Origin of the sequence: Pararhizobium sp. A13 (assembly GCF_040126305.1) — a bacterium.
Lineage (GTDB): Bacteria > Pseudomonadota > Alphaproteobacteria > Rhizobiales > Rhizobiaceae > Pararhizobium.
This window is the reverse complement of sequence record NZ_CP149512.1, coordinates 165550-178272: the sequence shown is the minus strand read 5'-3', so window position 1 is coordinate 178272 and position 12723 is coordinate 165550. Positions and strand designations below refer to the sequence as shown.

Sequence of the window (12723 nt, the reverse complement as noted above, 5' to 3'; positions counted from 1 at the left end):
CGGAACTTATCGACAATTTGGTGCGGGTGACAATTCTTTTGGCTGGCATCAGGGCCGATTAGCCGCCACCATGTTGTAGTAGTTGTCTGAGAAAATTCACAGCTTTCGGTCGTGCGGGAACGGATGCCTGTAAAAACAGTATATTGCGAGAAAAAGCGGTGCCGGACGATGCCACCACCAGGTTGAATCCTTGCGGCACCAGGCCTTGCCATGCCGGAACCAGGGCATTGCCAAGCCCCTGCGCCACCAGGATCGCGATTGTCTCAAGCGCATCAAGATCGCAGACCACATCGGGGGAAAGATCGGACGCTTCCATGTATTTCGCAACGATACGCCCTCCCCAGGAAGCAGGATCGTATCGGATAAACGGTTCACTCGCAGCATGCTGGACGACTTCACTCTCACCGATCTCAGCCTTCGTCATGTACCGGATTCCGGGCTGCGATTGCGTCGCCCCTGTGAGAGAACTTACCCTGTGCGTTGCCGTTTATGACGCGTCTAGCGACCGAAGTTCGCCCTCGATGGAAGGGTCAGACCTCGGGTTCGTGGCAAACCACTTCGATGTTGTGCCCGTCCGGACCAATGACGAAAGCTGCATAGTAGTTCGCGTGGTAGTGCGGGCGCAGACCAGGCGCACCATTGTCTTTGCCACCCGCCTCCAGAGCCGCGCGATAGAAAGCTTCGACTTGCTGGCGATTCTCCGCCGTGAACGCTAAGTGAAGATGCGCCGGCTTCTCCTCGGTTTGGCACATGCACAATGAAGCCACACCACCCTTTGGGCTAAGCTCGACACCGAGCGGCCCCTCCAGGACAACAGCGACGCCGAGCGGTTCGCATGCACAATGAAGCCACACCACCCTTTGGGCTAAGCTCGACACCGAGCGGCCCCTCCAGGACAACAGCGACGCCGAGCGGTTCGAGTGCCTTGAGGAAAAACGCTTTGCTCGCTGCATAGTCGCTGACTCCGAATGCGACGTGGTCAAACATGAGTTCTCCTGACGTGTGTGGGCTCGCGCGAGGCCAAGCATAATGTCGCAGCCATACTTGCCAGCGAGAGTCCATCGGTCAACCCACTGGTTATGGTCGCACTTGGAGTAGCGTTTCAGTCTAGGTATGCTTGGATGGCCTTGATGGGCAAATATGGACTTTATGGGTGCGAATGCCGTCAACATCCCGTTTGAAGAAATGGTGATATGGGTGATGTTATAACACATCTAATGGGAATTATGGAACTTATCTAAGTCATTGAATTGACAGATATATCAATATTCGACGACCCTGTAAGCGATGCCGATCAGTCGATCCGGTACTGGACATGGTACCGGCCATGATAGGCTGAGCGTTCGATATGGGCGCACACGCCAAAAACCTCGGTCATGAGCCTTTCTGTCAGAATATCCTCCGGCGCGCCGGCAGCCACGACCTTGCCCTGGTGCAGCACGGCAAGGCTGTCGCAGAACATCGCTGCCAGATTGAGATCGTGCAGCGCGACGATGCTGGTCACCGGCAGCCGCGCCACCAGCTTGAGGATTTCCAATTGATGCTGGATATCGAGATGGTTCGTCGGCTCGTCGAGCAGCAGTTCGCTTGGTGTCTGCGCCAATGCGCGGGCGATATGCACCCGCTGGCGCTCGCCGCCGGACAGCGTATGCCAAAGCTGTCCGGCGCGACCGGGCATGCCCACGTGGAAAAGAGCGGCATTTACCGCCGCATCGTCCGCGGCACTCCAGGGCGAGAGCGGGCCGCGATGCGGTGTGCGTCCGAGCCGTACCACGTCAAGAACCGTCACCTGCGCGTCAGTCGTTGCCTGCTGCTCGACGAAAGCGACGCGCCGGGCAATATCGAGGCGGGACATTGCGGCGATATCGGCATTTCCCAGCGAAATGACGCCGCTTTTGACGTTACGCAACCGGCAGATGAGACGCAGGAGGCTGGACTTGCCCGACCCATTGGGGCCAAGCAGGCCAAGCGTCTTGCCGGGTGCCACGTCGATGCTGATGCCGTCGACGATCATCTCGTCGCCGGTTGACCAATGGACGTCACGGACGGAAATGCTCAAACCGGCTTCCTCGCCTTGTAGAGAATGAACGCGAAGGCCGGGGCGCCAAACATTGCGGTGACGACGCCGATCGGCAAGATCTGCTGCGGAATGATGATGCGCGATGCAATATCGGCGGTGACCATGAAGATCGCGCCGATCAACGCCGACGCGGGCAGAAGGCGACCATGCGAGGGACCGACGAGGAATCGTGCCGCATGCGGAATGACCAGTCCGACAAAGCCGATGGAGCCGACGATGCTGACCATGGCGGCCGTCATCAGCGCCGTTGCGCCGAGGAGGATCATGCGGACGCGGTTAACTGCAATGCCCAATGCCGCCGCAGCGTCGATCCCAAAGGTAAAGGCATCGAGCGCTCGGGCATAGAACATCGACACCGCAAAACCGATCAGAGCGACCGGAGCGGCCAGATAGACATCCGGCCAGCGCACGCCGGCAAGGCTGCCGAGCAACCAGAACATGACACCGCGGGCCTGCTCGGCATTGGCCGATGTCGTGACGATGTAGGAGGTGAGCGCGGTGAAAAGCTGCGAGCCTGCGACACCGGCCAGGATGATCCGGTCCGATCCTCCTCCGGCTCCTGCCGCCAGAGCCGAGACGAGAATGAAGGCAATGATTGCGCCGATGAAAGCGCCGGCTGATAACGTCAGGACGCCATAGCCGAAGCCGAGGATCATCACCGCGACCGCCCCGGTGGATGCGCCGGCGGAAATGCCGAGCACATAGGGCTCGGCCAGCGGATTGCGCAGCAGCGCCTGCAGGGTCGCGCCAGACAGCGCAAGGGCCGCGCCGGCGCTCGCGGCAAGAAGCGCGCGGCTCAGCCGATAGTCCCAGACGATACCCTCATGGATGCGGCTGAGCTCGAAGGACGCGCCGAAAATCCGGTTGGCCACGGCCTTGCCGGTTGTGGTGAGCGGGATGGAGATCTCGCCGATCGAGACGGCGAGGCTGATCACGAAGGCGAGTGCGACGAGCGTCAGGATGGCAAGCGCGAAGCGCGCCCACCATCTTTGACGGGTCACCACCGGTTGACCGATAGCCGCAAGTGTCACTGCGACAACCCGAACGCCTTGATGCCTTGCGCCAGGGTTTCGATGCCATCGATCGTGCGGATTGTCGGGTTCATCGACTGCGCATCCATCTGCACGAAGCGCCTGTTCTTGACCGCATCCAACTGGCTGGTGACCGGATCCTTCTCCAGAAAATCGATCTTCACCGCCGGATCGTCTGCCACATAGCGCCGGCGGTCCATGGTGGCGATGACGATGACGGAGGGATTGGCCTCCGCGATCGTTTCCCAGCCGACCAGCGGCCATTCCTCCTCGGTCGTCACGACGTTCCTGGCGCCCAGCGTCTTCAGGATATAGGCCGGGGCGCTGTTCTTGCCCGCGATGAAGGCGTCGCCTGCGACTTCTTTGCTCGAGAACCAGAAGACGACAGGAATCTCGCCGAGCTTGCCACCGATCGACGCGACGGCGTCGGATTCCCGCTTTTTCAGGTCGACGATCAGCGCATCGCCGCGCTCCTGTATGTTGAAGATTTCCGAGAGCTCACGGATTTCCTGGTAGATCAGGTCCATCGTGAAGAGTTGCCTGCGCACGCCATCGCCGCCATCCGTGTTGACCTTGGCGACGCAATCGGCCGGCGAGACATAGGTGTTGATGCCGAGGCCTGAAAACTGCTCGCGCTTGCCGACCGACCCTTGCGCTCCGACATGCCATTCGAACTCGGCCGCGACAAGGTCAGGTTGCTCGCCGACGACGGATTCGAAGCTCGGATCGTTGTCGGCAAGACGCTTGATCGTCCGGTTTTCGGCCTCATATTCTTTCAGCACTGGACCGACCCAGACGGCGGTCCCGGCAATCTTGTCGGCCAAGCCGAGCGAGAACAGGATTTCGGTCATGCCCTGACCGATCGAGACGATCTTCTGCGGCGGCTTCTCGAAGCGGACGGTCTGGCCGCAATTGGCAATTTCCAGAGGATAGCGCGTCGGCGCAGCCGCGGCTTGTGTGCAAAGGCTCCCCAACGCAACGACTACTGCGGAAATCGGCGCGAGGATACGGGAAAAGGCGACAAAGCGCCCGGCAAGGCGGTCGAAATCAATCATCATGGCTCCTTTCCGGGCAACCCCGCCCGGGATGGTGGATCTTGCTTTCGACGGCAGGTCTCCTGGCTTGCGGATATGTGCTTTGCGTCTGCCTTCCCGCGAAACCTGAAGGGGTTCTCGCAGTGGCATGGCGCCTCAAAAAGGCGCCACAAGGACGATCGGCAATCCGCTTACAGTTGCGGGGGCAGCCACGGTCTTGGTCCCTGTTGGGTCTTCCGCACCGTGTTCCCTATTAATCCCCTCGAAGTCATCCATCGGGGAACCGTCGGCAATGATGTAGTCCGAGCGCGGCGGCGGCGTCAAGGCGAACGACACCGCTGTCAACCGCGCGATTTTGACCAGTCTTGAAGCATCGGCGCACCCTAAGGCATCAACTGGCCGCCGTTGACCTCGATGATCTGGCCGGTAATGTAGCCGGACAAAATGGGCGATGCCAGGAAGAGATAGGCGCCGACGCAGTCCTCCGGCGAACCGACCCGGCCCATCGGTACGGTACGTCGTTGCGCATCAAGCATTTCAGGGCTGGTGTAGCGTTCGTGGAACGGCGTCGAGATGATGCCAGGTGCCACGGCGTTGACGCGGATGCCGTCGCCGACGAATTCCTTGGCGTGGCCGCGGGTGATGGTCGATACGAAGCCTTTGGCGGCCGCGTAGAGAATGGCCCCATTGCCGCCGCCATTGCGGGCGGCGATCGACGTCGTGTTGATGATGAAACCGCCCTGTTTGCGCAGCCACACATGTGCGGCCCGTGTCGCGGCGAGCACCGAACGGGCGTTCAGATCCATCACACGTTGGTAGTGCGCATCGCTCATTTCGGCAGTCGCGACGCGACCGAGCATGCCACCGGCATTGTTGATCAGCCCGTCAAGCCGGCCAAAATGACCCGCTGCCTCCTCGACCACCCGTTCAGTCACCCCATCCGCAGATAAGTCGCCCTGGACAAGCAGCGCCTTGCCGCCCGCGGCCTCGACGTTCGCCAGCAGTTCGGTTGCCGCCTGGCGGCTCTCATTGTAGTGGATCGCGACGCTTGCGCCCTGGGCAGAAAACGCGCGCACCAGCGCCGCGCCGATGCCGGTCGATGCACCGGTGATCAGAACTGCTTTTCCGTCGAGATCGGGGATCCGGATCCCCTGCCATTTGTTCAGCTCGCCAGCCATGCGTCGCCCTCGGTTTCCGGCCCACGTCATTCATTCCGCAAGCGAGATAACGCTCGGACCAGAATTGTCCAGCTGGACAACCGCCTACGACCCACCCGCAAAAAGGCCCGGAACATCGCCCGGGCCTCTGGCATTCCTCGCGATCGATGATCCGCGGTTATTCGGCTGCAGCAGCCACCGCACGGCGGCGGCCGATCGTCGCCTGAGTCAGCAACAGGGCGCCGACTGCGCACAGCGCTATCCCCATCGCCATCGGCACCGCGGTGCCATCGAAGAAGACCGACGCGACCACCATGGCAACCGCGGCCGTGACGAAATGCAACGTTCCCATCAGCGACGAGGCCGTGCCGGCGATCTCGCCGTGATCCTCCAGTGCCAGAACCGCCGTCGTCGGGATCACGAGACCAAGACAGCCATAGCCGACGAAGAGGAAAACAGCCAACACGGGCAGCTGGTTGAAGCCCAGGCTCATGACGATGGCCATCGTTGCCATGGTCAGCGCGAAAGCGGTGACGGCGACGCGCATGACGCGCACGAGGCCGAAACGCTCGCCGAACCAGCCGGTCGCCTGCGAAACGCCGAAGAACGACACGGCATTGATCGAGAAGGCAAGGCTGTATTGCGTCGGCGTCAGGCCGTAATGGTCGATCAGCACGAAAGGCGAGTTCGCCAGATAGACGAGGAAGCTTGAGATGCCGAGCCCGCCGATGAAGGTGAGTGTCAGGAAGTTCCTGTCCTTCAAGAGCACACCGTAGGCCGCCATGGCGCTGCCAAGGCTGCTCTCGGCGCGATGCGCCTTCGGGCGGGTTTCCCGCAATTGCGTCGCAAGAAGGATAAGGCCAACGAATGAGGCAGCCATGACGGCCCAGAAGACGCCGCGCCAGCCGTAGAATTCGATGACGGCGCTGCCGGTGAGCGGCGCGAGGATCGGCGAAATGCTGAAGACCAGCATCAGCAGCGACATCAAGCGTGCGGCCTGCACGCCGGTATGCATGTCACGAACGATGGCGCGCGGAATGACCATGCCGGCGGCTCCGCCGATCCCCTGCAGGAAGCGGAAGGCGATCAGGGTTTCAATATCGGTCGCCAGGGCACAGCCGATGCTGGCCGCAGCAAACAGGCCGATGCCGAGATAAAGTGGCGCCTTGCGGCCCCACATATCCGACAGCGGTCCGTAGACCAGCTGGGAGAGTGCAAAGGAGATAAAGAAGGCAAGCAGGCTCAGCTGCACGACGTTGTTCTCGGCCTGAAGATCCTGTCCGATCGAGGGCAAGGCCGGAAGATACATATCGATGGCGAAGGGGCCAATCGCCGATAAAAGACCAAGGATCAGCGCCGTGCGAATAAAGGAGGTCGTCATGGTGATCATCTTTCAGAAAACAGCGGCGCACAGCCGGGACACTGGCTTGCCGCATCGCTCTCAGGAGGGTTCAACGTGATCGTAACCAGGATGAGCACGGTACTTGGGAGGACCCGCGCTCATGTTGGCATCAACGTGTCAATAAATTTGGACACAAGTGTAAAATTAGACACCATTGTCTAAAACGTCAATAGGCATTATCTTCGTCTCATGAAAAGTTTCAATGATACCGTTCCCAGGACCTCCGTGCACAGTCAGCGCGGACAATGTGCCAAGCGCTTGTCGATCCTGGATGCCGCCGCAGAAGTCTTTTGCCGCCAGGGTTTTGCCGGCGCGAGCATCGACGAGATCGCCGCCGAAGCCTGCGTGTCGCGCCAGACGGTCTACAATCACTACCGGGAAAAGGAGAACCTGTTCACGGCCGTCGTCGAGGACGTCATGGACAGGGCGAACGCGATGCTGTTCTCGATTCTGTCGACCTTTCCGGAAAATCCGGATAATCTGGAAGACGATCTTGCAGCCTTTGCCGTGCGCCTCAGCCGCAACTGCATCTGCAACCAGGATGGGAAATTCCTGCGCAGGCTGGTGCAGTCGGAAGGCGAACGCTACCCGCATCTCTTCGAATCCTGGCGCCAGCACGGCCCGGGCAAGATCGGCACTGCACTGGCCGCCCTCTTCGCCCGCCTCGCCCACAAGGGGCTCATGCAGATCGACGATTTCGACCTCGCGTCCCGGCAGTTCCTGGCGCTGGTCAATGCCGATCTGCAGATGAGCACGCTGTTCGGCGCAAAACCAACGGAGGAAGAGCTGGAAAGTGCGGCGCGCAATGCGGTCCGGACGTTTCTTCGAGCCTATGCAGGTACCTCCGCCGGCAAGACCGAGCGTCCTGCTGCGGTGAAGGCAGCTCCCGCCTAGCCGCAGCCGGTCGCCTGCTTTGCGGGCGGCCTCAGTCGGGGCGGCCGTGGATCGGTTCGGCGCGATGCCAGTTTTCCAGGATGCGGCCGTCGGTATGGGTCTGTTTTGCCCAGCGAATGCCATTGGAAATGACCCGGTGGACGTTGCTGTCGTGATAGATCGGAAAGGTCTCGTGGCCGGGGCTGAAGTAGAAGATGCGGCCCCTGCCCCGCTGGAACGTGCAGCCGCTGCGAAACACCTCGCCGCCGGAGTACCAGGACAGGAAGATCAGCTCGTCCGGCTGCGGAATGTCGAAAGGCTCGCCATACATTTCCGACGCATTGATTTCGAAGAACGGCGGCAGGCCCTCGGCGATCGGATGCGACGGGTTGATGACCCAGACGCGCTCGATATCGCCCTCCGGCTTTTCCCGCCAAGAGAGATTGGCATTGGTACCCATTAGCCGGCGAAACAGTTTCGAGTGGTGGCCGGAATGCAGGACGACGAGCCCCATGCCTTTCAGCACGCGCTGCTGGATACGATCGATCAGCTCGTCGCTCACCTCCTCATGCGCCATGTGTCCCCACCAGAGCAGCACGTCGGTGTCGTTGAGCACACTGTCCGGCAGGCCTTCATCCGGATCGTCGAGCGTGCCGCGGCGGATCTCGAAATCCGGGTGGGCAATGCCGGCGGCGATCGCGCCGTCGATCCGGTCGGGATAGATGTCCTGAACGACTTTGTGAACCTGCTCGTGGCGGCCCTCGTTCCAGATGGTAATCTTGGTCTTCATGATGTCCTCGATGGTTTAGAGTGTCTGCGGCCGGCGGATGACCCGGCCTGTGGAACCGAACAGGTGGCAGGCGGCAAGATCGGCCATCAGGAAGACCCGGTCGCCGGGCCGGATCGTCAGGTCGCCCTCGGCGCGCACGACGATCGGCTCCTTGGGCGAACCGACGGCCAAATAGGTCTCGACGCCGAGCCGCTCGACGATGACAACCTCGGCGGAAAAATGCCCCTCGCCCGCTTGTGAAATCTTCAGATGCTCCGGCCGGATGCCGAGCTTGGCGTCGCCCGGCGCGATCGAACCGTCGCCATTCGCAAGCGCAATCGAAAGCCCCATCGCATTTTCAAGCCGGATCCTCCCCGGTTCTGGCCGCGATAGGGTCACCGGAAGGATGTTCATCTTCGGCGAGCCGATGAAGGTGGCGACGAACTCATTGTCCGGCGAGTGATAGAGGTCCATGGGATGCCCGGACTGCGCCACCGCGCCCTTGTTCAAGACGACGATCCTGTCCGCCATGGTCATCGCCTCGACCTGGTCGTGAGTGACGTAGACGACGGTCGCCTTCAGCTCGCGGTGCAACCGCTGCAATTCGGCCCGCATTTGCACGCGCAGCGCCGAATCGAGATTGGAGAGCGGCTCGTCGAACAGGATCAGCGACGGTTTCTTGATGATTGCCCGGCCGATCGCCACACGCTGCCTCTGGCCGCCGGAGAGTGCTGCCGGGCGGCGATCCAGGTACTCGGCCAGCTGCAGGATTTCCGCGACCTCGCCCACTTGCCGTCTGATCTCGGCGACGGGAACCTTCTTCAGGCTGAGCGAAAAGCCGATATTTTCCGCCACCGTCATATGCGGATAGAGCGCATAGGATTGGAACACCATGGCGATGCCACGCTTGTCCGGCGGCACGTCGTTGATGCGCTGGCCATTGAGGATCAGGTCGCCGTCATCGATGCCTTCGAGGCCCGCGATCATCCTGAGCAGCGTCGATTTCCCGCAACCGCTCGGGCCGACGAAAACGGCGAACTCGCCGTCCTCGACGGTGATATCGACACCCTTGATGACTTCCAGCGCACCGTAGAATTTGCGGACGTTCCTGAGATTGATCATGTCTTATGCTCTATCGTTTGGCTGCGTCATCCCTTGACGCCGCCTGAGAATGTCTGGACGAGGAAACGCCGCGCGAAACCGAAGGCGATGACGGCCGGGATCAGGTAGATGAAGGCGAGCGCTGCGAGGAACCCGTAGTCGATCGTATTGACGCGCAGGAAAGCGCGGAACAGGCCGAGCGGCAGGGTCTGCAACTCCGGCGACGACAACAGGATCAGCGGCAGGAGAAAATCTCCCCAGGCGGAGATGAAGGCGAAGAGCCCGGCCGCCGCTAACCCCGGCAACGCGAGCGGGATCAGCACCCGGCGGATGCGCTGCACCATCGTCGCGCCGTCCATCACCGCCGCCTCCTCATAGTCGCGCGGCAGGCCGTCGAAGAAGGTCTTCATGATCCACAGCGCCAGCGGCAATTGCATGGTCGCGAGCACGAGGATCAAGCCGAGATAACCGTCGATGAAACCGATCCAGCGCATGATGGCGCGCGCGTGCTCGCCGCCGATGACGGTGCGAACCAGATTGCCCTCGATGTTGTTGAGCGTCAGCAGAATCTTGTACAACGGCACCACCAGTGCCGTCGGCGGCAGCACGCGGATCAGGAGGATCGCGTAGAGAAACGGCTGTTTCCACCAGGCCCGGGTGCGCGACAGCGCATAGCCACCGAGTCCCGCCAGCACCATCACCAGCAGCGTCGCACCACCGACGACGAAAAGCGAATTGAACACCCAGCGCGCGCCGTCTTCTTCGGCAAACACGCGGACATAATTGTTCAAGGTCCACTCCCGCGGCCAACTCAGGAACAGCTGCGCATTGCCGTCGAGTGAAGCGAGCAGCACCCAGAAGAATGGGATGGCGCAGAAGGCAGAGATCAGCGACAGCGTCGCATAGGCCATCAGATCCGGTCGACGGGACTTTCCGGGTTTGTCGGCAGCAAAATCCGTCATTCAGACCTGCACTTTCATGGCCCGCACATAGGCGATGCCGAGGATCAGCGAGATGACCAGCGCCACCACCGCGACCGCCGCGCCGTAACCCAGCTGGAAGGCGGTAAAGGACTGGTTGTAGATGTAGATGCTGATCACCTCGGTGGCCCCGCCCGGCCCGCCACGTGTAAGCGCATAGACGAGGCCAAAGACCGCAATGGTCGAGACGGCCGAGATCAGCATGTAGAGCAGGATGGTCGGCATCATCAGCGGCAAGGTGATCCGCCGAAAGATCTGCGAGGGATTGGCGCCGTCCATGCGGGCGGCCTCGTAGACCTCCTGCGGAATGGTGCTGAGGCCCGCCGTCAGCAGGATCATCGCCGTCGCGATGCCGCGCCAGGTGTTGACGACGACGATCATCGTCAGCGGAAAAGTCTGCAGCCAGTCGGTCGGCGTCATCCCGAAGAACATCACGATACGGGAAAGCGTCGCGTTCTCGCCACCCGCCAGCATCGAGATCCACATGAAGCCGGCGACCACTTCGGGGGCTGCGTTGGGTAAAAGGATGATCGAGCTGAACAACTGTTTGAATGCGAGGTGGCGCCGCAGCATGACGGCCGAGATCAGGCCGAGCACGAACTGCCCGATGATCGCCGATCCGATGACGAAGACGAAGGTGACAAACAGCGAGTTCCAGAACTTCGCGTCATTGAGCAGCCGGGAATAGTTGCGCAAGCCCACGAACCGCGGATTGAGCGCGGCAGCCCCGGTCAGCGCCTCGTTGGTGAAGCTTAGGTAGACGGAATAAACGGCGGGATAGATGACGAAAGCCAGCAGCAGCGCCAGGGATGGCGAAAGGATCAGCAGGAGCTGCCGCGCAACGCGCTTCTCGTATGTGCTTCGAACCATGGGACCCCGCGGCTTGAAAGATAAAGCGGGGGAGACGCGGCCTGTGGCGGGCCGCGTCTCCCGTTGGACGATAAACGGCCTGGAGGATTATTTGACCGCTTCTTCACCCAGGATTTCGCGGGCATAATCGACGAGGATCGCTTGCGCGCCGGCCGCATCGGTTTCCTTGCGCAGAAGCGCTTCGGTGGCGCGGGCGACACCTTCGGCAACCGTCGCAAAACCGGAAGCCTGCTTCAGGTAGACGCCGTTTTCAGCCGCCGCATGGATCGGTACCAGTTCGGTGAGCTTCTTGAATTTCGGATCGGCCGCTGCCGCCTTGCTTGCCGGAATATTGCCGATCTGGGCGGCATAGGACACCTGCGTCTCGACCGAGCCGATCTCAAGCAGCACCTTCTTGGCGAGTTCGAGGTTTTCAGTCTTGGCATTCACGCCCCAAGGGGCAGCCAGGTTCGCGAGCACATATTGGCCGCCCGTCTGGCCGGGAACAGTCCAGGTTCCGACGACCTTTTCGACATCCGGGATCGGGTTCTTGCTCTCGCGGCCCCAATCGAAGATATAGCACCACGAGCCGCAGGTCGTTGCGGCCAGCTTACCTTCCGGGAACATCTGGTACTTCGGAATGACCCATGGCTCCGGTCCGAGCAGCGGCTGCGTCGGCATCAGGTCCTTGTCGATCAGTTCCTTGTAGACGCCGAACACATCCTTGATGCCCTCGCCCGTCAGGTCGAGCTTGCCGTTGTCGGTCGCCAGCTGCGGTGTCTTGGAGCCAACCAGCAGATGCTGGAAGCCTTCATCGAACGCGCCGGTGCCCCAGCTGACGCCGGCGGGAAAAAGCAGCCCGTAGGCGCCGGTCTTTTCCTTGATCTCGGCAGCCCGCTTCAACAGGTCCTGCCAGTCCTTCGGCTGCTCGGTCGAAATACCGGCCTTGTCGAGGACGTCGCGACGGTAATAGATTTCCTGGATGCCGAGCATGAACGGCATGACATAGGTCTCGCCATCGGGGCTCACGGCAAGCTGCTTGGCGACGTCGTAGAAATTGGCGTAGCCGTCCCAGGCCTTGAGTTCGGCGGTAATCGGCGCGAGGTATCCGGCGGCGACCATATCGGCAACATAGGCCGTGGTCGGGGCGGAGAAGATGTCGGGCGCATTGCCCGCGCCGAGCTCGGTCAGGAGCTTCGTCATATAGTCCTTGTCGGGCGAGGGATACTCCACGACCTCGACGGTGATGCCGTATTTCTTCTCAATTCTCTCGACGGTCGACTTCATCGCGTTGATGCCAGCCTGACCGTGGTTTGCGATGCGGATCGTCTCTGCCTGCGCCAGCGTCGCGAATGCACTGAGCGTCATGGCGCACAGGCCAACCAATGCCGTTTTGTTCACGGATTATCCTCCCTCTTTCTCCTCACGGCACCCTCCAGCACCGTGC

General features: G+C 61.3%; 12 protein-coding genes, 1 pseudogene and 1 riboswitch. Of the genes and pseudogenes, 1 reads left to right on the top strand and 12 read right to left on the bottom strand.

Annotation, left to right across the window (positions count from 1 at the left end; all coding sequences use genetic code 11):
* Positions 1-58: 58 nt before the first annotated feature.
* From WI754_RS29515 to WI754_RS29485, 7 genes and pseudogenes are all read right to left on the bottom strand, one after another.
* Entirely contained in the window at positions 59-424 is a 366-nt protein-coding gene (locus WI754_RS29515) for a LysR substrate-binding domain-containing protein (protein WP_341486570.1), read from the bottom strand.
* A 106-nt stretch (positions 425-530) separates the two neighbouring features.
* A pseudogene (locus tag WI754_RS29510) lies at positions 531-987 on the bottom strand (VOC family protein).
* A 307-nt stretch (positions 988-1294) separates the two neighbouring features.
* Positions 1295-2059: an ABC transporter ATP-binding protein gene (locus WI754_RS29505; protein ID WP_341486569.1), complete on the bottom strand. Its 765-nt coding sequence runs from the start codon at positions 2057-2059 to the stop codon at positions 1295-1297.
* Entirely contained in the window at positions 2056-3111 is a 1056-nt protein-coding gene (locus tag WI754_RS29500; RefSeq protein WP_341486568.1) for an iron chelate uptake ABC transporter family permease subunit, read from the bottom strand. The genes WI754_RS29505 and WI754_RS29500 overlap by 4 nt, the downstream gene beginning before the upstream one ends.
* Entirely contained in the window at positions 3108-4166 is a 1059-nt protein-coding gene (locus WI754_RS29495; RefSeq protein ID WP_341486596.1) for an ABC transporter substrate-binding protein, read from the bottom strand. Before WI754_RS29495 ends, WI754_RS29500 begins: the two co-directional genes overlap by 4 nt.
* 34 nt (positions 4167-4200) lie before the next feature.
* Positions 4201-4448: riboswitch (cobalamin riboswitch) on the bottom strand.
* A gap of 80 nt (positions 4449-4528) precedes the next feature.
* Entirely contained in the window at positions 4529-5323 is a 795-nt protein-coding gene (locus WI754_RS29490) for an SDR family oxidoreductase (RefSeq protein ID WP_341486567.1), read from the bottom strand.
* A 157-nt stretch (positions 5324-5480) separates the two neighbouring features.
* On the bottom strand, positions 5481-6683 hold the full coding sequence (locus WI754_RS29485; RefSeq protein ID WP_341486629.1) for a multidrug effflux MFS transporter: 1203 nt from the start codon (positions 6681-6683) through the stop codon (positions 5481-5483).
* Positions 6684-6893: 210 nt separating this feature from the next.
* Between WI754_RS29485 and WI754_RS29480 the strand changes: the two genes are divergently transcribed.
* A complete protein-coding gene (locus WI754_RS29480) occupies positions 6894-7598 on the top strand; it encodes a TetR/AcrR family transcriptional regulator (protein ID WP_341486566.1) in 705 nt (234 codons plus the stop codon).
* Positions 7599-7629: 31 nt separating this feature from the next.
* Here WI754_RS29480 and WI754_RS29475 read toward each other — a convergent pair whose 3' ends face one another.
* From WI754_RS29475 to WI754_RS29455, 5 genes are all read right to left on the bottom strand, one after another.
* Positions 7630-8367, bottom strand: coding sequence for a ThuA domain-containing protein (locus WI754_RS29475; RefSeq protein ID WP_341486565.1), 738 nt, complete (start codon positions 8365-8367; stop codon positions 7630-7632).
* A gap of 15 nt (positions 8368-8382) precedes the next feature.
* On the bottom strand, positions 8383-9468 hold the full coding sequence (gene ugpC, locus WI754_RS29470) for a sn-glycerol-3-phosphate ABC transporter ATP-binding protein UgpC (RefSeq protein ID WP_341486564.1): 1086 nt from the start codon (positions 9466-9468) through the stop codon (positions 8383-8385).
* A gap of 26 nt (positions 9469-9494) precedes the next feature.
* Entirely contained in the window at positions 9495-10409 is a 915-nt protein-coding gene (locus WI754_RS29465) for a carbohydrate ABC transporter permease (RefSeq protein WP_341486563.1), read from the bottom strand.
* Positions 10410-11297 carry a sugar ABC transporter permease gene (locus WI754_RS29460; RefSeq protein ID WP_341486562.1) on the bottom strand — a complete coding sequence of 296 codons (888 nt, stop codon included), beginning with the start codon at positions 11295-11297 and terminating at the stop codon, positions 10410-10412.
* An 87-nt stretch (positions 11298-11384) separates the two neighbouring features.
* The gene (locus WI754_RS29455; RefSeq protein ID WP_341486628.1) at positions 11385-12644 is read right to left on the bottom strand and encodes an extracellular solute-binding protein; all 1260 of its coding nucleotides are present in this window, start codon (positions 12642-12644) and stop codon (positions 11385-11387) included.
* Between the last annotated feature and the right edge of the window lie 79 nt (positions 12645-12723).